Annotated in this window: 20 protein-coding genes; 9 read left to right on the plus strand and 11 right to left on the minus strand. The window is 71.0% G+C overall.

Going from position 1 to position 21,710, the window contains the following annotated elements; genetic code table 11:
- Positions 1–279 precede the first annotated feature (279 nt).
- Positions 280–4,110 carry an endo-alpha-N-acetylgalactosaminidase family protein gene (locus INT49_RS00730; protein ID WP_193115799.1) on the plus strand — a complete coding sequence of 1,277 codons (3,831 nt, stop codon included), beginning with the start codon at positions 280–282 and terminating at the stop codon, positions 4,108–4,110.
- 102 nt (positions 4,111–4,212) lie between these two features.
- Here INT49_RS00730 and INT49_RS00735 read toward each other — a convergent pair whose 3' ends face one another.
- Positions 4,213–5,535, minus strand: a complete 1,323-nt coding sequence (locus INT49_RS00735) for a hemolysin family protein (RefSeq protein ID WP_193115800.1) — start codon at positions 5,533–5,535, stop codon at positions 4,213–4,215.
- A gap of 126 nt (positions 5,536–5,661) precedes the next feature.
- Positions 5,662–6,690 carry a serine hydrolase domain-containing protein gene (locus tag INT49_RS00740; RefSeq protein WP_193115801.1) on the minus strand — a complete coding sequence of 343 codons (1,029 nt, stop codon included), beginning with the start codon at positions 6,688–6,690 and terminating at the stop codon, positions 5,662–5,664.
- 195 nt (positions 6,691–6,885) lie between these two features.
- Between INT49_RS00740 and INT49_RS00745 the strand changes: the two genes are divergently transcribed.
- The 3 genes from INT49_RS00745 to INT49_RS00755 are packed head-to-tail and all read left to right on the plus strand — an operon-like array spanning position 6,886 to position 10,054.
- Positions 6,886–8,001, plus strand: a complete 1,116-nt coding sequence (locus INT49_RS00745; RefSeq protein WP_193115802.1) for an efflux RND transporter periplasmic adaptor subunit — start codon at positions 6,886–6,888, stop codon at positions 7,999–8,001.
- Positions 7,995–8,792 (plus strand): ABC transporter ATP-binding protein, encoded by a 798-nt coding sequence (locus INT49_RS00750; protein WP_404801940.1) that lies wholly within the window; start codon positions 7,995–7,997, stop codon positions 8,790–8,792. Before INT49_RS00745 ends, INT49_RS00750 begins: the two co-directional genes overlap by 7 nt.
- On the plus strand, positions 8,789–10,054 hold the full coding sequence (locus INT49_RS00755; protein ID WP_193115804.1) for an ABC transporter permease: 1,266 nt from the start codon (positions 8,789–8,791) through the stop codon (positions 10,052–10,054). The genes INT49_RS00750 and INT49_RS00755 overlap by 4 nt, the downstream gene beginning before the upstream one ends.
- A gap of 88 nt (positions 10,055–10,142) precedes the next feature.
- Here INT49_RS00755 and INT49_RS00760 read toward each other — a convergent pair whose 3' ends face one another.
- The 5 genes from INT49_RS00760 to INT49_RS00780 form a co-directional block, all read right to left on the minus strand.
- Positions 10,143–10,379 (minus strand): hypothetical protein, encoded by a 237-nt coding sequence (locus INT49_RS00760; RefSeq protein WP_193115805.1) that lies wholly within the window; start codon positions 10,377–10,379, stop codon positions 10,143–10,145.
- A gap of 118 nt (positions 10,380–10,497) precedes the next feature.
- On the minus strand, positions 10,498–11,457 hold the full coding sequence (locus INT49_RS00765; protein WP_193115806.1) for a sigma-70 family RNA polymerase sigma factor: 960 nt from the start codon (positions 11,455–11,457) through the stop codon (positions 10,498–10,500).
- Positions 11,458–11,667: 210 nt separating this feature from the next.
- Positions 11,668–12,684 (minus strand): glycoside hydrolase family 43 protein, encoded by a 1,017-nt coding sequence (locus tag INT49_RS00770; protein ID WP_193115807.1) that lies wholly within the window; start codon positions 12,682–12,684, stop codon positions 11,668–11,670.
- A gap of 264 nt (positions 12,685–12,948) precedes the next feature.
- Entirely contained in the window at positions 12,949–14,040 is a 1,092-nt protein-coding gene (locus tag INT49_RS00775) for a CAAX protease (protein ID WP_193115808.1), read from the minus strand.
- Complete coding sequence (locus tag INT49_RS00780; protein WP_193115809.1) at positions 14,037–14,999, minus strand: class II glutamine amidotransferase; 963 nt, start codon at positions 14,997–14,999, stop codon at positions 14,037–14,039. The genes INT49_RS00775 and INT49_RS00780 overlap by 4 nt, the downstream gene beginning before the upstream one ends.
- A 216-nt stretch (positions 15,000–15,215) precedes the next feature.
- On the opposite strand from INT49_RS00780, the gene INT49_RS00785 reads away from it, so the two are divergent.
- Together INT49_RS00785 and INT49_RS00790 are read left to right on the plus strand one after the other, a co-directional pair.
- Positions 15,216–15,638, plus strand: coding sequence for a VOC family protein (locus INT49_RS00785; RefSeq protein ID WP_193115810.1), 423 nt, complete (start codon positions 15,216–15,218; stop codon positions 15,636–15,638).
- Between the two features lie 102 nt (positions 15,639–15,740).
- Positions 15,741–16,490 carry an NADPH-dependent F420 reductase gene (locus tag INT49_RS00790; RefSeq protein ID WP_193115811.1) on the plus strand — a complete coding sequence of 250 codons (750 nt, stop codon included), beginning with the start codon at positions 15,741–15,743 and terminating at the stop codon, positions 16,488–16,490.
- Here INT49_RS00790 and INT49_RS00795 read toward each other — a convergent pair.
- Positions 16,391–17,461 carry a CPBP family intramembrane glutamic endopeptidase gene (locus tag INT49_RS00795; RefSeq protein ID WP_193115812.1) on the minus strand — a complete coding sequence of 357 codons (1,071 nt, stop codon included), beginning with the start codon at positions 17,459–17,461 and terminating at the stop codon, positions 16,391–16,393. The two genes, INT49_RS00790 and INT49_RS00795, sit on opposite strands and share 100 nt — an antisense overlap.
- 163 nt (positions 17,462–17,624) lie before the next feature.
- On the opposite strand from INT49_RS00795, the gene INT49_RS00800 reads away from it, so the two are divergent.
- Positions 17,625–18,908, plus strand: coding sequence for a sensor histidine kinase (locus tag INT49_RS00800; RefSeq protein ID WP_193115813.1), 1,284 nt, complete (start codon positions 17,625–17,627; stop codon positions 18,906–18,908).
- The gene (locus tag INT49_RS00805; protein ID WP_193115814.1) at positions 18,893–19,669 is read left to right on the plus strand and encodes a response regulator transcription factor; all 777 of its coding nucleotides are present in this window, start codon (positions 18,893–18,895) and stop codon (positions 19,667–19,669) included. The genes INT49_RS00800 and INT49_RS00805 overlap by 16 nt, the downstream gene beginning before the upstream one ends.
- 110 nt (positions 19,670–19,779) lie before the next feature.
- Here INT49_RS00805 and INT49_RS00810 read toward each other — a convergent pair whose 3' ends face one another.
- Both INT49_RS00810 and INT49_RS00815 read right to left on the minus strand, forming a co-directional pair.
- Complete coding sequence (locus INT49_RS00810) at positions 19,780–20,214, minus strand: hypothetical protein (RefSeq protein ID WP_193115815.1); 435 nt, start codon at positions 20,212–20,214, stop codon at positions 19,780–19,782.
- A 168-nt stretch (positions 20,215–20,382) separates the two neighbouring features.
- Positions 20,383–20,559: a hypothetical protein gene (locus INT49_RS00815; protein WP_193115816.1), complete on the minus strand. Its 177-nt coding sequence runs from the start codon at positions 20,557–20,559 to the stop codon at positions 20,383–20,385.
- A gap of 274 nt (positions 20,560–20,833) precedes the next feature.
- Here INT49_RS00815 and INT49_RS00820 point away from each other — a divergent pair, with 274 nt between their 5' ends.
- Positions 20,834–21,376 (plus strand): AAA family ATPase, encoded by a 543-nt coding sequence (locus INT49_RS00820; RefSeq protein WP_193115817.1) that lies wholly within the window; start codon positions 20,834–20,836, stop codon positions 21,374–21,376.
- Positions 21,377–21,476: 100 nt separating this feature from the next.
- Here the strand turns inward: INT49_RS00820 and INT49_RS00825 are convergent, their stop codons facing one another.
- Complete coding sequence (locus INT49_RS00825) at positions 21,477–21,653, minus strand: hypothetical protein (protein WP_193115818.1); 177 nt, start codon at positions 21,651–21,653, stop codon at positions 21,477–21,479.
- Positions 21,654–21,710: the final 57 nt, after the last annotated feature.

A 21,710-nucleotide genomic window follows, 5' to 3' on the forward strand; every position in this document is an offset into this window, starting at 1 on the left:
GCGGTCCGACGAAAAACGTTTAGCCTGATGTGCGGGAACCGGCCCCTCGTGGCCCCGGAGCATGCATAGTGGTCAGCGGAAGCACCTGGAAACGCTCAGAGTCGATCACATCCCGGAGTCGTCCGAGCGGTCCGCCCCCGCCCGTTCCGCCCCCGAAAGGCTCCGATGACGCGCCGATCGTCCTCCGTCCCCGCGACCGATCCCCAGCAGGATCCCCCGTCCTTCTCCTCTCCGCCCTCCTCGCGTCGGACCGCTCCCCCGCGCGGCCCCCGTCGGCCGGTGCGAACGCTCGTCCTCGGCGCCGCCGTCACGCTCCTCGCCCCGTTCTCCCTCGCCGCTCCGGCGGGCGCCGACCCCACCTATGTGCCGCTGCCGCAGAGTGCGATGTCGGTGATGGATGCGGATTCCGTCGAGGAGGGGAACCCCGCCTCGAACGTGCTGGACGGCGACGACTCCACGATGTGGCACACCGCGTGGAGCGAGAGCGTCGACGAGCTGCCCCACCACCTCTCGGTGCAGGTCTCCGAATCGCCGGTCGAGGTGGCGCGCGTGCGCCTGCAGCCCCGTCAGGACTCGAACGGCTCCGGCCGCATCGGCGACTACGAGATCCACACCTCCACCGATCCGGAGTGCGCGGACACCGCCTACACCAAGGCCGCCGAGGGCAGCTTCGACGGCGCCCTGGCCGACGCCACCACGGAGCGCACCATCACCCTGGACTCGCCCGTCGAGGCCAGCTGCGTGAAGGTGGTGTGGATCAGCTCCTGGGGCGGGAAGGCCGCTGATCCCGAGACGTCCCCGCCGGAGGAGGTCGCCTCCCTCGCCGAGCTCAACGTCGACGTGATCGGCGAGGCGGCCGATCCGGACCCGATCGTCGTGGACCCGCCGGAGGGCACCGTCGAGATCACGGACGCGGACCTCACGGTGCGCCTGCACCCCGACTTCCCGCAGGTCGTGGACTACACGCTCGGCGAGGGCAGCCTCGCCGGCCGCTACGGCGACGCCCGCACCTCCGTGGTGATCGACGACGTCCCCTACGACGTCGAGGTCACCGCTCCCGAGGTCTCCGAGGACGACCTCAGCGCCACCTACCACCTCACGGTCCCCGCGCTCGAGGGCACGAGCTTCGATGCGGTGATCTCCGTCGAGGACAGCACCATGACGTGGAAGCTCACGAACTTCGTCGATCCCGCCGGCGCGATCCACCGCCTCTCCATCCCGCGCCTGGACCTCGCCTCCGCCAACGGCACCGAGGCCGGCGCCCAGGTGGTGGGCGCGGATCTCTCCGCGGACCGTGACCGCAGCGGCGACCACATCTACGATCTCGCCTCCCTCGACGAGGGCACCGCGCTCGAGGACCCCTCGCACGTGGCGCTGATCGCCGGTGACCAGCTCGCCGCCGGGTTCGAGACCAACGCGGTCGAGGACAACACGGCCGGCGGCGCGACGGCGGGCCGCGTGCAGACCGACAACTCCCGCTACATCGTCGCGCTCGCCCAGGGCGACGGCGCCTCCTACGGCACCGTCTCGCCGGGCACCTTCGTGGTGCGCGGCTCCACCGCGGATCTCGGCCTCGGCGCCGACGCGGACCCGTTCGTGCGCGTGGCGCTGACCGCCGATGCGAACGACGACGCCGCGCTGGACTGGCAGGACGCCGCGATCGCCGCCCGCGGCGTGCAGGAGGGTGTCGTGGGCGGGGATGCCGTGAAGAACGAGGTCATCAAGCGGATCCCGTTCAACATCGTCTCCCAGGCCACGCACCCGTTCCTGCGCACGCTGGACGACACCAAACGGGTGGCGCTGGCCACCGAGGGCCTGGGCCAGTCGGTCATGCTCAAGGGCTACCAGGCCGAGGGCCACGACTCCGCGCATCCCGACTACGCCGGCCACTACAACGAGCGCGCCGGCGGCCTCGCGGACCTCGAGACCCTCGCCGCGGCGGGCGAGGACTGGAACGCGACCTTCGGCGTGCACGTCAACGCCACCGAGTCGTACTCCGAGGCCTACGCCTTCTCCGACGACCTGCTCCAGCAGCCGCTGAAGAAGGGCTGGGGCTGGATGAACCAGTCCTATGCGATCGACGGCCCGAAGGACCTCGGCACCGGGAACGTGCTGGACCGCTTCCAGGATCTCCGCGACGAGGCTCCCGAGAACCTGACCTTCCTGTACATGGACGTGTACTACCCCAACGGCTGGGAGGGCCAGCGCCTCGCGCAGGAGCTGCAGGCGCAGGGCTGGTCGGTCTCCACCGAGTGGGCCGACAAGATGCCGCGTGCCTCGACCTGGTCGCACTGGGCGAACGACGAGAACTACGGCGGCTCCACCAACAAGGGCATCAACTCCCAGGTGATCCGGTTCCTCGACAACGACCGCAAGGACATCTGGAACCCGGACCCGCTGCTGTCCAACGCGAACGTGCAGGAGTTCGAGGGCTGGACCGGGCATCACGATGCGAACGCCTTCTTCGACACGGTGTGGCAGCGGAACCTGCCCACCAAGTACATGCAGCAGGCACCGATCATGCAGTGGGGAGACGGCGAGGTGGTGCTCGCCAACGGCACCGTCGCCACGTCGGACGTCGACTCCGTCGGCGGCACCGAGATCCCCACCGACCGCACCATCACCCACGGCGGCGCGACCGTCTACGAGGGCGGGACGTACCTGCTGCCCTGGTCCGATGGGGCGGCCGCCGACGGCGGCAGCTCGCAGGACGGCGCCGCCGCAGCGGGCACCGGCGGAAGCGGGGACCGGCTCTACCACTACAACCCCGACGGCGGGAGGACCACCTGGACCCTCACGCCCGAGTGGGCCGACCAGGGCTCCCTGGTCATGTACCCGCTCACGGACACCGGCCGCGGCGGCCGCATCACCGTGCCGGTCCGGAAGGGCCAGGTCACCCTCGAGGCGGAGGCGGGCACCGCCTACGTGCTCCACCCGACCTCGGACATGCCCGAGAAGGCCGCCCCGCAATGGGGCCAGGGCACGCCCGTCTCCGACCCGGGCTTCTTCTCAGGCACCCTCGACGCCTGGTCGCCCGAGGGCGCTGTCGAGATCGAGACGGACGAGAACCGCAACCTCCAGGCCGTGCTCGGCTCGGGTGCGGCGGGCATCTCCCAGCAGCTCCACGATCCGGCCGATGCGACGAAGGATCTTCCCGCCGGGACCTACAGCGCGTGGGCATCGGTGCAGATCGACCCCACGGACACCCGCGACGTGACCGTCTCGGCCACCGGTGACGGGGTCGTCCCCACCGCCCACCAGGCCGGTGAGGACGGGTCGGCGACCACCGCCGTCGACTCCTCGATGGCGGTCAACGCCACGGCGTCCGACGACAAGCACGGGCAGTACTTCCAGCGCGTGCGCGTCACCTTCACCACCGACGGCTCCCCCGTGACGCTCGCGGTCACCGCCGGCGCGGGCGAGAACGCCGTGCGGGTGGACGACGCCCGCGTGGTGCCCTTCGTGGCCCCAGAGGATGCGGACGCCACGGAGGAGACCGTGCTGTTCGAGGACTTCGAGAACGTGGACACCGGCTACTGGCCGTTCGTGACCGGCACCGCGGAGCTGGGCGGCGACGCCCGCACCCAGCTCGCCGAGCTGCACGCCCCGTACTCGCAGGCCGGCTGGTACGGCCCGAACGCCGACGGGGACGTGGTCGAGGGCGGCAAGCTGCTGGACAACGTGCTGGACGGCGACTGGTCGCTGATGGCCCACGAGGAGAACGAGGGCCTGATCCTGCGCACCACCACGGGCTCGCTGCCGCTCGAGGCCGGTCACCGCTACCGGGTCTCCTTCGACCACCAGACCGGATTCGACGGCTCGTACAGCCTGATCGTGGGCGGCGATTCGCTCGCGGCCGACGGAGAGGAGCCGGGCACCACCGTGCTCGAGCGGGAGGCGATCCCCGAGGCACGTGGGACCGACGCCCGCTTCGCGCACGAGTTCACGGCCGGGGCGTGCGATGCGACCTGGACCGGGATCGAGAACACGGGCAGCGGCCCGCAGAACGATCTGGTGCTGGACAACCTGCGCGTCGAGGATCTCGGCGAGGCCGACGGCGCGGCTGCCGCCCCCGAGTGCACCGAGGTGGAGGAGACGCCGGCGGAGTGATGAGCGGCCCGTGATCCCGCCGTCGGCCCTCGGCCGGACAGGGCCCGATCGGGACCGCGATGGGGCGTCCACCGCCAGCACGGCAGTGGGCGCCTCGGTCGATCAGGCCGTCTCGGCAGGCGCCTCCGTCGTCGGCGCATCGCGCACCAGGCGCACCCGCTGCACGCGGCGCTCGTCGACCTCCACCACGTCGAGGCGGCCGCCGTCGACCAGCACCACATCCCCGGCCACGGGGATCCGGCCCAGGCTCGCCATGATGAAACCGCCGACGGTCTCGTAGCCGCCCGTGTCCGGCAGCTCGATCTCCGTGGCCGCTTCGAACTCCTGCAGGATCAGCCCGCCGTCGAGAGTGCCGTCGCCCTCGACGATCCGGTCGAGCCCGCCGGGTTCCGGCCACGACTCGAGGTCGAACTCGTCGTAGATCTCGCCCACCAGCTCCTCCAGCAGGTCCTCGAGGGTGACGATGCCGTCGGTGCCGCCGTACTCGTCGACCACCACGGCGATCTGGTCGGCATGGGCGCGCATCCTGTTCAGCGCCTGGAGCACCTCGACGGTTCCGGGGATGTGCTCGATCGGACGCGCGAGATCCGCCATCCGGGTGGCCGTGAGGTCGTCGACCAGCAGCAGGTCGCGCACGTGGACGAAGCCGAGGATGTCGTCGACGTCCTCACCGGTGACGGGATAGCGGGAGTAGCCGGTGTCGCGGATCTCGGCGCGCACCTCGGCCACGGTGTCGGTTCCCGCGAGGAAGTGCACCTGATGCCGGGGGCGCATGACCTCCACGACCGTGCGCTCGGAGGCGTCGAAGACGTCGGCCAGCACGCGGGACTCCGCATGGTCGAGCGCCTCGGAGCTGCGCACCATCGACCGGATCTCCTCGGCGGAGACGGACTCGCGGTTCGCGTGCGGATCACCGCCCAGCAGGCGCACCACCACATTGGTGGAGGTGGACAGCAGCCAGATCACCGGGCGCATGGCCGTGCCGAACAGGCTCAGCGGCGGGCCCACGACCTTGGCCACGCCCATCGCGTTCTGCATGGCCAGACGCTTGGGGGCGAGCTCGCCCAGCACCAGCGAGAGGTACGCGATCACCAGGGTCATCCCGATCAGGGCAGCGGTGCTCGCCGTCGATTCCGGCAGGCCGAAGCCCACCAGGACCGGGGCCAGGGAGGGGGCGATCGTGGAGGCGCCGTACGCGGAGGAGAAGAAGCCCGCGACCGTCACGCCGATCTGCACGGCCGAGAGGAACTGGTTGGGATCGCGCACCAGCGTCGCGGTGCGCTCGCCGCGGGGCCCCTCCTCCTCGAGCTGCTTGATCTGCGATTCCCGCAGGTTGACGATCGCCATCTCGGTGCCCGCGAACACGCCGCCGATGAGCACGAAGAGCAGCACGAGGGCGACGTTCAGCAGAACGGAAGGATCCATGGGGCAAAACTACCGGTAGCACCTGCATGACACCCCCGGCCCCGCAGGCTCAGCAGTTCCGCCGACGCGGGGACCGACAGTTCGTACAGCGCGACGGCCGGCGGAACGCAGCAGGCGACCCGCGCCTCAGAGCAGGGGCAGCAGGTCCTGCCAGACGGCGCGCATGATCTCCGCGGCACCCCGGCCCTCCAGGTGCGAGGTGATCGTGATGACGGCGTCCTGCTGCGGGAGCACGAGGATCAGCTGGCCGTAGGCGCCGTCGGCCCGCCAGGCACCGTCGGGCGTGGACTGCCAGGTCCCGTAGCCGTAGTGGACGCTCTCGGGCTCGGCGTCCCCGGTGGTGACCCAGGCGTCGTCGGCGTGCATCGCGTCGATCCACGCCGCCGGAACGAGCTGAGCACCGTCGTGCTCGCCGCGCTGCAGCAGCACTCGGCCGATCCGCGCCAGCTGCCAGCTCTTGAGGTGCAGGCCCGTCGCGCCCCAGCTGTGCCCGTCGCGAGTGGTGTGCCACTGCGGGTTGGGCAGGCCCAGCGGCTCGAACAGCCGCGGCATCAGCCAGTCGCGCATGCTCTGCCCCGTGCGTTCGCTGATGACGCGGGAGAGCAGGAAGATCGAACCGTTGGAGTACTCCCAGCGCTCCCCCGGTTCCGCGATCAGGTCGGTCCCGAGGAACAGGGCGGTGAGGTCCTCGTGGTCGCGGTGCTCGTCGAGGAAGCCGAGGATCGGGGAGCCGGAGGTCATCGTCAGCAGATGCCGAAGGCGCACCTGGTCCATGCCGCGGCCGTAGCCGCCTGCCGGGGCGGGGAGGTGGTCCACCACGAGGTCCTCGACGTCGAGCAGCCCCTCGCCGGCGGCGATGCCCACGGCGAGCGCGGTGACCGTCTTGGAGCAGGAGTAGATGTTCTCGACCGTGTCGTCCATGAAGCGGTGCGAGACGTCCTCGCGGCCGGCGCGGTGCACGTGGATCGCCCGCACGCCGAGGTCCCGTTCGAGAATCCGCTGGCGCAGCGGGAGCAGCAGCAGCTCATCGCCGATCCCCGAGGACTTCGCCCTCTGCGCGGCGGGAGCTGCGGGGGCAGCCCCTGCCGATGTGGTCGCCGCGGGGGTGGTCTCTGCAGGCGTGGTCTCTGGGCTGGCGGCATCGGCGGGGCTCATGCGTCGACCCTATGGCTCGCGGCGCGCGCCGTCATCGGCAGTCCAGGATCTGCAGTTCGGCGGCGGAAACCTACCTGAGTCGGATACGTGGATCACGAAATCAGGCAAGAATAGGAAAAGTCGTCGGCCCAGCTGGCAGCTCACCTTCCCCGAACCCCCTCTCGGCGCTGTCGCCGACCAGAACGAAAGGCGCCCATGGACGCCCTCCGTCGCTATGTCTTCCCCCTGATCTGGATGCTGATCCTCGCGGTCATCGCCCTGTCCCTCGCCCGCATGGCGTTCTTCCCCGCCGATGCCTCGGGCGCCGCGGAGGACCCCGACGTCCCCGCCGCCGAGTTCGACCAGTACGCGGTGGTGCCCGTCGAGACGTCGGACATCGCCTCGGAGCTGACTCTCCCCGCCACGGTGCAGCCCGATGAGGGCACCGAGCTGAAGGCGACCGACGAGGGCGAGATCAACAAGATCTGGGCCCGCGAGGGTGACACCGTCGAGAAGGGACAGCGCATCCTGCAGGTGCGCGTCCCCGAGGAGCCTGCGCCGGTCGACATCCCGCCCGAGATGCCCGCGGAGGGGACGACCGACGGTGCGACCGCCGGGGACGGAACCGACGAGGGAGGCGCGGGCGCGGAGCCCGTCGAGCAGCCAGCACCGCAACCGGAGGAGACCGAGCAGCAGTACAGGTACCTCACACTCTATGCCAACGCGCCCGGGAAGATCTCGGGCCTCACCCTCGCCGAGTGGGAGTCGGTCGCCACCGGCGATGTCGTGGCCACCATCTCTCCCGGGACCTACTCGATCGTCGCCGAGCTGACCCCGGAGCAGCAGCTCTCTCTGCTCGACGTGGACATCGACGCCTCCGCGATCCTCCCCACCGCCACCGATCCGGTGCACTGCAAGGCCCCCGGCATCACCGAGGACGCCGAGGTCGCCAAGCCCGAAGCTCCCCAGATCGACCCGATGACCGGCGAGGAGACCACCTCGAGCGTCTCCGCCGCCCAGCTGGAGTGCGCGGTTCCTGCGGGGACGAAGATCGTCCCCGGTCTGAGCGTCGAGGTGACCGTGAAGCTCGGCTCCGCGACCGGCGTGCTCACCGTTCCCACCACCGCCGCCGAGGGCACGGGAGAGACCGGCACGGTGTACATGCTCGACGAGGCCACCGGCGAGCCGACCCCCGTCGAGGTCACCCTCGGCCTGCGCGGCGACGGGGTCGTCGAGATCACCGAGGGCCTCGAGGAGGGCCAGGAGATCCTCCAGTTCGTGCCCGGCGTGGACAACCCCGATGACGGCATGGGCGGCGGTGAGATGTGGTGAGCACGCCAGCTCCCCTGCTCGAGCTGCGCGAGCTGCGCCGCTCGGTGCGCCTGCCCAGCCGGGAGGACCTCCACATCCTGCGCGGCATCGACCTGACGGTGCATGCCGGTGACCACGTCGCCGTCGTCGGCCGCTCCGGATCGGGCAAGTCCACCCTGCTGAACCTGCTGGGCCTGATCGACCGTCAGACCAGCGGCGAGCTGCTGTTCGACGGCGCCGACGTGTCCCGCCTCGGCGACCGCCGACGGGCCCGCCTGCGGGGAGCCTCCATCGGCTTCGTGTTCCAGCAGTTCAACCTGCTGGATCGCCGCACCGCCCTGGAGAACGTGATGATGCCGCTGATGTACGGCAGCGCCGGGCAGTTCTGGCGTCGGGAGCGCCTCGCCCGGGAGATGCTCGACCGGGTGGGTCTGGCCGACCGCGCGGACCAGCAGCCCAGCCGCCTCTCCGGCGGTGAGCAGCAGCGGGTCGCCGTGGCCCGCGCCCTGGTGCGCAGGCCGCGGCTGATCCTCGCCGACGAGCCCACCGGGGCCCTCGACGTCACCACGGGCGAGGCCGTCATGGCGCTGCTGGACGAGATCGCGCGGGAGTCCGACGCCGCGCTCGTGACCATCACCCACGACCTCCAGGTCGCCGCCCTCTCGCGGCGCTCCTACCTGCTGGACGAGGGGGTGCTGAACGACGTCGGCAGCACCGGGGCGCAGGATGCGCTCTCGGCGACCGTCGGCATCCGCGCCGGGCGCGAGGCGGTCGCCGCTGCCGGCGCCTCCCACCAGGAGGTCCAGGCATGACCGGGTTCCTCGCCTCGATCGTCGAGGCCTATGGCGAACTGCGCGTGAACAAGGGCCGCATCCTGCTGTCCCTCATCGGTGTGGCCTTCTCCGTGTTCGCCCTGACGACGGTGATGGGGGCCGGCGGGATGCTCGGTGGCGCCCTGCAGCAGTCGATGGAGAAGAGCGGCGGTCGCGATACCGTGCTCTCGATCCAGTCGATGGGCGATATGACGTACGAGGTCGACGAGTTCGGCACCGAGAACATCACGTCCTCCGGCCCGCAGGACGAGGTCACCGGAGCCGAGCTCGACGCACTCGTGTTCGACCAGATCGACCGGCTCGGCATCGATCACCGCAGTCGGCAGGTCTACGCGGACATGCGGGTCCAGACCTCACAAGGGGTGCGCACGACCTCCCTGTCGGGCGTGGACCCCTCCTTCGCCACGATGTACCGCCTGCAGGTCGCGCAGGGCCGCTGGATCGCGGACTCCGACCAGCACCGCCTGGCCCCCGCCCTCGTGGTGAACCAGCCGTTGTACGACGCGCTGGGAAGTCCTGACCTCGGCACTGAGACGGTCACCCTCTACGGGCAGACCGGCACCCAGGAGTCGGAGCAGGCGATCGTGATCGGTGTGCTGCCGCCGGATCCGGCGACGGACTGGACCATGCAGGCGTACATGGCCACGGAGGGCCTGGCCGCGGTGCCCGGCCTGGACGCGAGCACGACCGCCGCGTCGGAGTACCTGGTGTGGGTGCCCCCGGAGCAGGCCGATGCCGTGCGCAGTCAGCTGGCCAGTGCCCTCTCGAGCAGTGGTGCCGGCAGCTTCGACGTGTACCCGGCCTCGTTCGGCCTCGAGGAGATGTCGATCTACACGGTCTTCGGCTACGCGATCGCCGGAGTCGCCGTGGTGATCCTGCTGCTGGGCGCGATGGGACTGGTGAACATCTCGCTGGTCACCGTGCGCTACCGGGTGCGGGAGATCGGGATCCGTCGGTCCTACGGTGCCACCGGCGGACGCATCTTCTTCGGGGTGCTCATGGAGTCGGTGGTCGCCACCGTCCTGGCGGGTGCCGTCGGCGTGGGAGCAGCGGTCGCCCTGGTCAAAGCACCCTTCGTGACGGACTTCTTCCGGGAGCAGGGGCTCGTGGACATCCCGCCGTTCCCGGTGGACGCCGTGGTCGTGGGCCTGTTGGCCGCGACTGCCGTAGGGGTTCTCGCTGGCGCCCTGCCGGCGATCATCGCCACCCGCATCAAGGTGATCGACGCGATCCGGAGCTGAGCGCGGGGACGGGACGCCTTCGTGGGAGGTCGGCCTCGATGGCGACGACTCCACGACGACGTCCCGTTCTCGGGCCATACACGGCAGGTCAGTCCTCGGGCAGGGCCGCGAAGGCCGCCTTCATGTCGTTGTACCAGCCCAGCGGCTGCTTGGGGTGCAGCCAGCGGAACTTCATCTCCTTGCGGGCCGCCTGATGGCTCTCGTCGCCGGCCTTGACGACCTCCTTGAGGTGCTTGTCCTGGGCGCTGATGACGTCATCCGCGCTCTCGCCGCGATGGGCGAGGTCGCAGGGGCCGCCGAGCTGCTGGCAGGTCATGGTCTTCATCGTCGTGTCCTTCTCTCCGGGGTCGGCAGGCGGTGGATACCGCTGCCGGAACTGCTCTCATGGTGTTGACGTGCGGCGTACCGGGAGTGTGACCGGTCCCGGCGATCTCCGGTGGGGATCACCGTGGATCGGCGCCGTCGCGGCGCACCACGCGCCCGATGACGGCGGGATCCGCGCGGAAGTCGATGCGGGCGACCTGCCCGCCGACGATGGTGAAGTCGAACAGCACCATCGCCTGACCCCCGTGGTACCAGGCCGAGCCTGCGCGCCCGTCGATGCTGGCCGGCAGCGCGGCGTGGGCGGAACCGTTGAAGAAGCTCGCCACCTCGTCGCGCCCGTCGATCGCGGCCGGGGTGCCGGTCTCGATCGCCTGCTCGTCGCCGCGCACCACGGCGTCCGGCGCCAGAAGCTGCACGAGACGGGTGAAGTCACCCTCCCGGGCGGCGGCCATGAAGGCGTCGACCACCTCCCAGTCGGCGAGCGCGTCCTCTGCGGGGGGCTGGGTGACCTTGGCACGGGCGCGCGAGGCGAGCTTGCGGGCCGCCTGCGGCGTCGTGTCCAGGGCTGCGGCGATCGTGGTGAACTCGAAGCCGAAGCTGTCGTGCATCACGAAGGCGACGCGCTCGTTCGGGCTCAGCCGGTCCAGGACCAGCTGCAGCGCGATCCCGACGGTGTCGGCGAGCGCCACGTCCTCGGCAGGATCCGGGGCGGACTCGGGCAGCTCGATCTCCTCCTCGGGCACCGGGGTGCGGCGGCGCAGGCGGTCCAGGCACAGCCGGGTGGTGACGGTGGTCAGCCAGGCGGGCAGGTTGTCGATGTCCTGGGCGGTGCGATCCAGCCGCAGCCACGCCTGCTGGACGATGTCCTGCGCCTCGTTCGCGTCGCCGATCACCCTGCTCGCGAGGGCGACCAGACGTGATCGCTCGTGCTCGAAGCGCTGCGCGAGCTCGTCGGAGCGGGCGCCGGCACCCGCCTGTGCGTTGCTGCCCGCTGCGTCGGCAGGTGCGCCGGAGTCCGTGTCGTCGCCGTTCTCGCCGCGGCGCCGGGCGTCCGCGGGCTCAGTCCTGTTCGGGTCCATGACCCCATCCTTCCGTGTGCGCCACCGGCCGTGCCGCCGAAGGCTCCTGCTCCGTCGACGCGTCGGGGGCGACGAGTGTGACGGGCACCGGCCCGAGATCGGGCCGGTGCCCGTGGAGTCCGGGAAAGAAGGGGCGACGGCCCGACAGCCCAGCAGCCCAGCAGCCCAGCAGCCCAGCAGCCCAGCAGAGCATCCCGGGCTAGCGCCGGATCAGGGTCGGTAGTCGGTCCTGGGGCGCTGCGGGTTGCTGATCGAGGGACCCTCGATGCTCACGCCGCCGCCGTCGAAGCGCACCTTCGAGATCCAGATCTGGCGGCCGGGATCCTGGCCGATGTGGTCGGGGTGCCATGCGTGGTAGACGTACCAGATGCCATCGACCGTGCGCACCGGCATGCCGTGCCCTGGCCCCGCGGCGACGTCGTTGGCGGAGAGCACGGGCTGGTCGGAGAGCTTCGTCCACGGTCCGTCGATCGCGTCGGCGACCGCCACACCCACTCCGTAGGTCTCGTTCCAGTACTCGCCGGCGGAGTAGAAGAGGTAGTAGCGGCCCTCGTGCGTGATGATCGCGGGCCCCTCGATCGTGTAGATCTCCCAGGCCTGGTCGCGCTCGAGGATGCGGGTGCGCTCACCCTCCAGCGAGAGTCCGTCGTCCGCGAGTCGCTGGGCGAACAGGAACGAATCCTGATCCGCGGCGTTGCCGTCGTTCTTCCACAGCAGCCACAGCGAGCCGCCCTCGTCCCGGAACGGGGAGGCGTCGATGCACCCGCCCTCCTCAGGGTTGGACAGCAGCGGCGCGGACGCCGAGTCGACGAAGGGTCCCTCGGGCCGTGCCGCCACGGCGACCCCGATCGCCTGCCGGTCCGTGGCCCGCTCCCAGGCGGTGTAGTACGCGTGGTAGCTGCCCTCCACCTCGATGACCTCCGGAGCCCAGTGCCTGCCGCTGTTCGCCCACGCGGCGATGACCGGCTGTCCGTCGCCCACGCGGCGCCAGTGCACGAGATCCGGGGACCTCAGCACCGGCATGTTCCCGGCCGAGCCGGCCGTCGAGTACAGGTAATACCCCTGGTCGACGCGCAGGATGCCGGGGTCGGGCTGATTGGTGTCGATCACGGGGTTGGTGTATCCGGACGCGGCACCGGCGGAGGGGAGGCCTGCCCCGACAGCGGTCACCGTGAGGGTTCCGGTGGCCAGGAGGGTGCGGCGGGAGAAGCGGGCGAGGGGCGTCATCGTCGTCGTGATTTGTGGAGTTGCGGCCGTGCGGCGGTGCCCGGCCACCAGCATTCCTACGTGAGAATTCCTGCGGTGTCCAGGTTTCGCGGACGATCCGGCCCCTCGAGAGCCCTCCACAGGGCCTGCGTCCGGCCCACCCCAGCCTTCGCCCCCGCCCCACACACGTACGGGGCTTATGCGTGGGACGTCCGCCCATATCGCATCGGCTCCACGAAGAAGTCCCGTACTCGAGTTGGATCCCGAGCCGACGGCAGGCTCACGTCAGATCAGCACGGGGTCCGGGATCGGCTCGTCGGCCGCGCGACCGACGGGCTCGAGCAGGCGCAGGCCCTCGCGTCGGCTGACCACCACGACGATCACGGCAGTGATGACCAGCAGGGCGACTGCCGCGGCGATGCCCCCGGCCAGGGCGGCGCCGGCGTGGGCCGGTCCGGCCTCGGTGCTCGCGAGCGCTGCGGCGGAGGTGCCGGGAGCGGCGACGGCCGCACCGAGCGCCGCCACCCCGGCTCCGGCGTCGCTCCCGGCGGTGAACGCGGAGACGACGAGCGCGATGCCCGTGGTGGTGGCGGTGAGCAGGATCGGGAGCTCGAGCCCGCCTGTCTTCCACGCGAGCACCGCGGCGGCGAGCGCGACCGCGAGGGCGGGGATCATCACCGCGGCGGTGGCCTCCCGGCCGATGCATGCGATCGCGGCGACGACGAGGACCCCGATCGCGGGGCTGCGCAGCCACGTGCCGACGGCCTGGAGCACGAGCCCCCGCAGCGCCAGCTCGAGGCCGAGGGCCTGCAGCGGGACCAGGACCAGCACGAGCAGCACCACCAGGAGCAGCTGGAGGACCGACGCTCCCCCGCCGGCCGCAGAAGATCCGGCCCCGGCCGACGCACCGTCGGCCCCCGCTCCCGCCAGGCCCCCGGCGAGCGCCGCGGCCGCGACCACCACGAGGGCGGCGAGCACGGCGAGCAGGCCGGTCGAGCGCAGGAGTTCTCGCCGCAGCCGCGCAGCGACGGACCAGGTCGGGCCGAGCGGACGCCAGCCGCCGATCCTCACGCCGACCACTCCGGCGGGCCACCACAGGGCTCCCATCGCCAGGGCGATGCCGACGTCCAGAGGGCTGGTGGGGTCGCCGCTGGTCACCCCGATCGCGACGTTCACGCCGGGGGCGAGGGCGAGCACGAGGATCGTGAGCACCAGCAGCACGGACGCCAGGACGACGTACGCGATGACGGCGGCGACGACGGTCAGCAGCGGCCGGCCCCACGCGGACCACGCCGGGCGCAGCGTCGCCAGCCGGTGATAGGGCGTGGGCCGCGCATCGAGGTCGGGCGTGCCGCCGACCGGAGCGACGGCGCTCATGCGGCGTGCTCCGCGGTGTCGTCGCGGTCAGCGGAGACGGCACCCGTCTCCGTGATCTGCCGGCGCCGGTCCTGCTGGGCGCGGACCTGCGCCGCATGCGCCTGGGAGGCCGCGGCCGACAGGCCGAGATCCTCGATGCTGAGCGCCTGGGCGAGCGGGCCGAAGGGATGCTCGCTGGTCAATGAGCCGTCAGCGGTGAGGTGCACGAGCTCGCCGGAGTCCAGGAGGCGCCAGGCGGGGTCGTCGTCCAGGGGCTCGCTCGCGATGACGACAGAGCTCGCGCCGCGCGGGTCCTCGCTGCGGGCGCGAACGGCGAGCGAGTCCGAGGACTGCTCGAAGCCGTCGCGCGGAGAATCCACGGCGGCGGGGCGCTCGAGGATCCACAGCTCATTGGTCGCCGGCAGACGCACCGCGATGAGCTCCTCCCCCTTCATGACCAGGACGTTCACGGAGTACACGGGGACATGGGCGGCGATCCAGCTCAGCGCGGCGGCCACCCCGTCGCGCAGATCGCCGCCGTGGGCGGCCACCTCGCCGGTGATCAGCGCGGCCATCCACTCGCTGTCGGTGGAGCCCAGGACGTGGTGGGCGGCGCCGAGCTCCGCGACCCGCTGCCGCATCTCCTCGGTGACCTCCAGGACCCCGTTGTGGGCGCTGATGATGCCGTCCTGCAGGAACGGATGGGTGTTCTCGTCGCAGTGCCCGGAGCCGGAGGAGAGTCGCAGGTGGGCGAGCATCGAACGGGAGCGGAGCGTGGTCGCGAAGTCGGTGAACGCCTCGGACTCGTACGCGGCGACGGGGCGCTTGCGGATCTGCGGTCGCCCGTCCCTATCGACCCACCCCAGCCCGGTGCCGTCGGCGTTGAACCGCGACTGGTTCAGCAGGGAGTAGGGCGCATCGAGCAGCCAGAGATCGGCGGTGACGGGGTGGTCGGAATGAAGAGCGAAGAGTCGGCACATGGCCTGTCCACTGTAGAACTCCCTGGCTGGGGACGCAGTGAGGGCGACCACGAGAACGGCGTGCCACCCGCCTCGTCCGCCTCGCGGAGGTTCCCGCACTCACCTCTTCCCCGGTCAGGAGCATTCGTCCGTCCGAGCCATTCCGTCCGTCGGCCCCCGGTGGCACGATGACCCGCACGAGGGATCGCACCGCGGTCCCGACCCTGAGGAGGAACCATGCCCCGTTCCACGCCCTACATCACGTTCCCCGGCAACGCCGCCGAGGCCATGGCGTATTACAAGGAGGTCTTCGGCGGCACCCTCGACGTCATGACCTACGGCGACAACCCCATGGAGGGCATGCCCTTCACTCCTCCGCCGGAATCCGTCGCCCACGCCCAGCTGGAGGGCGGCCTGCTCACCCTTGCCGGGGGTGACGACATCGAGGAGGACCCGCAGCCGCTGGACGGCTCGGCCTACTCCCTGATGGTGATGCCAGAGTCGGTGGCGGGCGCCGAGGCCCTCATCTCTACGCTCACCTCGACCGGGGCGAGCGTCGAGATGCCGTTCGAGCTGGCTCCCTGGGGTGATCACTACGGGCAGGTCAAGGACCGCTTCGGCGTGCTCTGGCAGATCGACGTGCCCGGTACGCAGGGCTGACGTTCTCGCAGCGCCTCCGGCTGGCAGGCGGCGGCGCGGACGGCGGGCGCGAAACCGGTCACGTCCGGGAAGACCTCGCCGACCCTCCGCGTTGCCTCCGCCATGAGCTCTTCTCTCCATCGCACCCTCGGGATCCTCGGGGCCGGCAAGGTCGGCACTGTGCTGGCCCGCCTCTCCGTCGCCGCCGGGCACGACGTGCTGATCTCGGGCTCCGGTGATCCCGAGAAGATCGAGCTGATCACCCAGATCCTCGCCCCCGGGGCGCAGGCGGTGACCAGCCGGGAGGCCGCCGAGCGGGCCGACCTGGTGATCCTCGCGCTGCCGCTGGGCAAGCACGCTTCGATCCCGGCCGACGCTCTGGCCGGCAAGATCGTCGTCGATGCCATGAACTACTGGTGGGAGACCGACGGGCACCTCGAGCAGTTCTCCCACGCAGGGGCGTCGACCAGCGAGTTCGTGCAGCAGCAGCTGCCTGGCGTCACCGTCGTGAAGGCCTTCAACCACATGGGGTACCACGACCTCGAGGACCTCGCCCGCCGCGTCGCCCATAAAGATCCGAGTCCGCGCGCCGCCATCGCGATCGCCGGACCCGCCCCGGCGGCGGGCGTCGTCGCCGAGCTGGTCGACGAACTGGGCTTCGACCCGGTGGTGATCGGCTCCCTCGCCGAGGGGGTGCGTCTGCAGCCTTTCGCGGAGGCCTTCGGTGCGGGCGTCGATGCTGACGCGCTGCGGGAGATCGTGGACCGCTTCCCTCAGACCGACAGGGGACGCGAGGTGCTCGCGGCGCTCGGCGAGGGCGCCTCCACAGGCGCCGACGGGCCGTCCGACAAGCTGACCGATGAGAGGGTCTGAACCCGGCCGCGCTGCGGCTCCCACAGCCCCAGGCCCGCTCGCCTGGAGTACCACCACCAGATCCCGGCACTCAGCCCGAGCATCGGCACCAGCGCGAGGGCGAGGCCCAGGAAGCCCACCTCGCCCTGTTCGGTGAATCCGGGGATCAGCGGGGAGATCGCGAACAGGGTCCAGTTGTTGGCGGTGTGCAGCAGGATCGGGATCTCGAGGCCGCCTGTCTTCCAGGCCAGCAGGCCCATCACGATCGCGAAGAGGGCGATGTCGATCTGGCCCACCCAGTTGTAGCCGTGGCCCAGCACGAACAGCGGCACGGGCACGAGGATCCCGATCAGCGGCCAGCGCAGCCAGGTGCCGAAGACCTGCATCGGCAGCGCCCGGAAGGCGAACTCCTCACCCGCGCACTGCAGCGGGGCGAGCACGAGCACGACCAGCCAGGCCAGGATCACGCCCGGTCCGAACTCGGGCACCACGATCGCCTCGCGCTCCAGGACCAGGTTCAGCACCGTGTTGATCAGCAGATAGACGGGAACCACGATGAGCGCCGCGCGTCCCATCAGCGCCCAGCGGAAACGCCCCAGCACAGAGAGCGCGATCCCGGCACGGCCGTAGCCCGCCAGCGATCCCACCAGCACCGCGGGGACCAGCAGCGCGAGCATGCCCAGGCCCAGGAACTGATCGACGGGATTCAACGGGTCCATCAGGGAGGGACTGGTGGCGGCCGCCGGCCAGATCTCGCCGAGGATCATCAACGGTGTCATGACCTGCAGGTTCATGACGATCCACACGAATCCCGCCACGGCGACCGCGACCAGCGGGCGCCACCAGTAGCCGCGATGCGGGATCGCTCGGGCGGCGCGATGGTAGGGCTCTGTCGGCGACGGGGACACGGGCAGGGACGGGGATGACAGAGCCGTCGTCGGCGCCGACTCGGCATGGAGCGGAGGCTGGGGAAGGGGGTGGTGCGAGGTCATGACCCGATCCTCTCGTCCCTCCGGGCTGCGGGCATCCGCCGTCCGTCCCCGTCCACGCTCCGCAGGTCCCCCATTCGGACCTGTCGTTCGGCTGATGGAACGGCGCTGATCATCAGCCGCGTGGCCGATCCGTCGGCCGCAGATCGATCTCTACGCTGGTGCCATGACCGTCACCGCGCCCCCTGCTCCCGCCGCGCCGTCCGTGCGCAGCGTGCGCCAGTGGGCGATCGCGATCGCGCAGTCCCTGGCGTGCACGGCGCTGGGCTTCCTGTTCTTCCTCATCAACTTCGGCATGCTGCTCGAGGAATTCTCCGACAACCCTCCCGAGGGTCTGCTGGCGATGTACGGCGTCGACGCTCTGGTGGGCGTGGCGGCGACGCTCGCGATCGGTCCCTTGCGCTTCGTGCCTCCCGGCCCGTGGCACAGCGTGGTGCACCTGCTGGTGGCCGCCGCTGCCGGGATCAGCGGCTGGGCGTGGGTGGCCGCGGCGATCGGGCTGTACCGCCTGGGGGTCCGGCGCCGTCTGCTGCTCGACGGCGTGGCGGTGCTGCTGGTCGCCGGGATGTCGCTGACCGCGATGGTCCTCGACGCCCGGACCCGCGGGATCGAGCCGGGAATGCTCGAGCTCACCACCATGGGCATCATCGTGGTCCTCGTCCTGATCCCGCTGCTGATGGGTCACGTGGTCGGCACCCGCGCCGAGCTCCTGACCTCCCTGCGCGAGCACGCCGCCTCCGCGGACAGGGAGCGGGAGGCCGCGCAGCACGCACGCGAGGCCGCCGAGCGCGAGGCCGCCGCACTGGTGCGCGAGCGCGATGCGGACGACGCGCGGGTGCGCGCCGAGGAGCGCTCCGCCCTGGCCCGCGACATGCACGACAGCATCTCCCACCACCTGGCCACGATCGCGATGCACGCCGGGGCCATGTCCTACCGCGACGACCTCCCCGTCGCCGAGCTGCGCCGCAGCGCCGGCACGGTGCGCGACGCCGCCCAGCAGGCCAACCGCGAGCTGCGCACCGTGCTGATGACCCTGCGCACCAGCGGCGGCGACACTCCGCTCGCCACCGTCCCCACTCTCACCGACATCGTGGAGCGGTGCCGCGAGGAGGGCCAGGACGTGGAGCTGACCTGGGACGGGCTCACTCCGGAGGACCTCGAGGGGGCCGATCGCAGCACGGTGGTGACGCTCGCCCGGATCCTCGCCGAGATCACGACGAACGCCGCCAAGCACGCCCCGGGCGCTCCGCTGCGGGTCATGCTCTCGCGCACCGGCGACTCCGTGCAGCTGAACTCCCGCAACCCGTTGCCGGAGAACGCCTCCCGCGCGCCGACCTCCACCGGCCACGGGCTGCTCGGCGTCCAGGAACGGGCCCGTCTGCTGGGCGGCGACGCGGAGCACCACGTGCGGGAGGACTCCTTCGAGGTGGAAGCATGGACGCCATGGTGAACGAGACGGAATCAGAGACCACAGGGATGGGCTCGGTACGGGTGCTGCTGGTGGACGACGAGGCGCTGATGCGTGCCGGTCTGCGGCTGATGATCCACGGCACACACGGCATCGACGTGATCGGCGAGGCGGCCGACGGGAACACGGCGCTGGAGCAGATCGATGCCCTGGACCCGGACGTGGTGCTGATGGATATCCGCATGCCCCGCATGACGGGTCTCGAGGCCCTGCGCACCTTGCGCGCCCAGGGCAGCGCGACGCGCGTCGTCATGCTCACCGCGTTCGACACCGACGAGTTCCTGCTGGAGGCGCTGCGTGCCGGCGCGGTCTCGTTCCTGCTCAAGGACTCCCCGCCCGACGAGGTCGTGCAAGCGGTGCTCGATGCGGCCGGGGACCGCCCGCGCTTCTCACCCGATGTGCTCACCCGCCTGGTGCGACTCGCGTCCGACGTCCCGGTCGACACCGAGAGTGCCGACGCCGCCGGGGCATCCGGAGCAGCCGGAGCTGTGGGTACTGGCGGCGCTGGCGGTTCTGGCGCCGGTGGGGCGACCAGCGCTGCCGCGGCGGCCCCCTCCGGGATCACGGACCGCGAGTGGGAGGTGGGTCGGCTCGTCGCGCAGGGACTCGCGAACCCGGAGGTCGGCGAGGCGCTGTTCATGTCCGTCGCGACGGTGAAGACCCACCTGGGCAGGCTTTATCACAAGCTGCAGGTCACGAACCGGGTGCAGCTCGCGATCCGGGTGCTCGAGCTGGGCGGCTGAGGCTGGGCGGCTGAGCCTGGCCGAGTACGCCTGGCCGAGTGACCTCGAGGGCCAGATCGTCGAGGTGGCTGCCTGACGGACTGGACGTGCGGCTCGTCAGGACCGAGGCGTCACTTCTTGAGGGACCGCCGCACTGCTTTCACGACGGGCGTGAGCACGATAACCACGATGAACAGTCCAAAGACCAGGCCCATCGGGGTGAACGGCAGGGAGTCGAGCAGGCCTCCGCCGGAGTCATCCGTGGAGCCGGCGAAATCCGCACCGATCTCGGCACGCTGGCGGGAGATGAACAGCCAGGTACCGCCTATGAAGGCCACGACCACGAGGAAGAACACGGCCTTCCCGATGCTGCGCACGAGGTTGGCCCGATCACCCGTGGCCGTCTCGTGCTCGGACACGGTGGCGTCGAAGTCCGCGTTCCACTGCGTGTCCCCGTCACGGTCCTCGCGGAACGGCAGCGCGGAGTGCGAGCCCTGGTCGTGCCGTGCCGGGTCCTGGTCGAAGGGGCCCTGGGGCATCCCGTCCGGTCCGGTGCTGTTCGCCATCGCGGTCGCTCCTGTGTCGCGGCGCCGTAGCGCTCCCCCTGCGACGGCCACCCCCGCGGCCGCGCTCTGCTGCGTCAGAGGATACGGCACCCCTCGTGGCTCGGCGTCACGCGCCTGGACATGGCCTTGCCGCGTCGGGCCCTGGTGGTGCAGGTCGGGCCGGACATCTCAGAAGAAGGTGAGCACGGCGGCGGTCGCGACCACGAGACAAGCACCTCCGAGGGCGAAGATCCAGCGGGGGATGTCCTTGTTCCTGGCTGTCACGCAGGAGAGGTGGATGGAGATCACCGTGGCCAGGAACAGGATGCCCGCGAGGGCCGCGAGCAGAAGCGCGAGGGTGCTCATCGGGTCCCTCCGACAACGGAGGGTCGTGACGGCTCCATCTGTGCTCCTTCTCGGGTTCCTGGCGTCTGCGCTGGGGCGGCAATCGATCCGTCGGCGATCCAGGTGGCGGCGTGAGCGGCCAGGGCGTCGACCGGACTGACTCTGACGGCGAAGCCAGCAGAATACCCGCTGCCGAGGCCCTGAAGTCGGCCGACGGAGCACGGTGATCACCATGCCCCGGCATCATGGTCACCATGCGCCGCTCCGACCTCGACCTCCCCTCCCCTCCCCTGCCGTGCTCGTGCTGATCGCCGGTCCGATCGCCGCCGGGAAGAGTGCCGTGTCCCGGCGCCTGGCCGAGGACCTTCGCCGCGAGGGCCGACAGATCGCGCTGGTCGAGCTCGATGCCCTCGCTGACATGGCACGGCCGACGTTGCCCGACTGGGCGGATGCGCACCGGATCTTCGCCCTCGTCACCGGGCAGTGGCTGCGGGCGGGCCTGGACACGGTGATCGCCGAATCTGTCAGCAGTCGCCAGGAGCTGGATCAGGTGCTCCTGGACGTTCCCGCGGGAACGCCTGTGCTGACCGTCGTCGTCGAGTGCCCCGCGGACATCGCGCTCGAACGGGCGCTGGCGGACCCCACCCGCGGCATCTCCCGGGACCCCGAGTTCCTGCGCGAGGCCCACGCGCGATGGGCTCGCGAGAGCGAGATGATCAGCGCCGATGTCGAGCTGGAGACCGGGGCGACGAGCCTCGAGGAGAGCGTGTCGCGAATCCATGCAGCCCTCTCGGAGATCCTGGCGGAGGCCTCGACCCGGCCCCGCGCCGAGGGCTGAGCCACCGAGCTGCACTCCTGCTGGACAGCAGTGCCGCCGACCTGCTGGCTTGCTGACGTGCTGCGCCGGAGCGCCAGAGAGCCGGAGCGACAACCTGCGGTCAGAAGGTGGACAGCACCGCGGCGATCGAGACGCCGAGGGCGACGCACCCCAGGACGACCACCCAGCGTGGGATCGCCCCGGGCCGAGCGGTCACGTTCGTGAGGTACACGGAGATGACCGCCGCGAACCACAGCAGGCCCGCGGCGATGGTCAGGGCGAGGGTGAGGCCGCTCACGCGGCGGCCCCGTCCGTCGTGGGTGTGAAGGGCACCTGCTGTCCTCTCCCTCGGCAC

This window comes from Brachybacterium tyrofermentans (assembly GCF_014897585.1).
GTDB classification, from domain to species: Bacteria; Actinomycetota; Actinomycetes; order Actinomycetales; family Dermabacteraceae; genus Brachybacterium; species Brachybacterium tyrofermentans.

Coding starts and splice junctions, on each gene's coding strand:
- INT49_RS00775 (WP_193115808.1), bottom strand. CDS start 14,040: ATGAGCGCCGTCGCTCCGGTCGGCGGCACGCCCGACCTCGATGCGCGG.
- INT49_RS00745 (WP_193115802.1), top strand. CDS start 6,886: ATGGACGCCCTCCGTCGCTATGTCTTCCCCCTGATCTGGATGCTGATC.
- INT49_RS00735 (WP_193115800.1), bottom strand. CDS start 5,535: ATGGATCCTTCCGTTCTGCTGAACGTCGCCCTCGTGCTGCTCTTCGTG.
- INT49_RS00785 (WP_193115810.1), top strand. CDS start 15,216: ATGCCCCGTTCCACGCCCTACATCACGTTCCCCGGCAACGCCGCCGAG.
- INT49_RS00805 (WP_193115814.1), top strand. CDS start 18,893: ATGGACGCCATGGTGAACGAGACGGAATCAGAGACCACAGGGATGGGC.
- INT49_RS00790 (WP_193115811.1), top strand. CDS start 15,741: ATGAGCTCTTCTCTCCATCGCACCCTCGGGATCCTCGGGGCCGGCAAG.
- INT49_RS00760 (WP_193115805.1), bottom strand. CDS start 10,379: ATGAAGACCATGACCTGCCAGCAGCTCGGCGGCCCCTGCGACCTCGCC.
- INT49_RS00765 (WP_193115806.1), bottom strand. CDS start 11,457: ATGGACCCGAACAGGACTGAGCCCGCGGACGCCCGGCGCCGCGGCGAG.
- INT49_RS00815 (WP_193115816.1), bottom strand. CDS start 20,559: ATGAGCACCCTCGCGCTTCTGCTCGCGGCCCTCGCGGGCATCCTGTTC.
- INT49_RS00795 (WP_193115812.1), bottom strand. CDS start 17,461: ATGACCTCGCACCACCCCCTTCCCCAGCCTCCGCTCCATGCCGAGTCG.
- INT49_RS00755 (WP_193115804.1), top strand. CDS start 8,789: ATGACCGGGTTCCTCGCCTCGATCGTCGAGGCCTATGGCGAACTGCGC.
- INT49_RS00770 (WP_193115807.1), bottom strand. CDS start 12,684: ATGACGCCCCTCGCCCGCTTCTCCCGCCGCACCCTCCTGGCCACCGGA.
- INT49_RS00800 (WP_193115813.1), top strand. CDS start 17,625: ATGACCGTCACCGCGCCCCCTGCTCCCGCCGCGCCGTCCGTGCGCAGC.
- INT49_RS00780 (WP_193115809.1), bottom strand. CDS start 14,999: ATGTGCCGACTCTTCGCTCTTCATTCCGACCACCCCGTCACCGCCGAT.
- INT49_RS00810 (WP_193115815.1), bottom strand. CDS start 20,214: ATGGCGAACAGCACCGGACCGGACGGGATGCCCCAGGGCCCCTTCGAC.
- INT49_RS00740 (WP_193115801.1), bottom strand. CDS start 6,690: ATGAGCCCCGCCGATGCCGCCAGCCCAGAGACCACGCCTGCAGAGACC.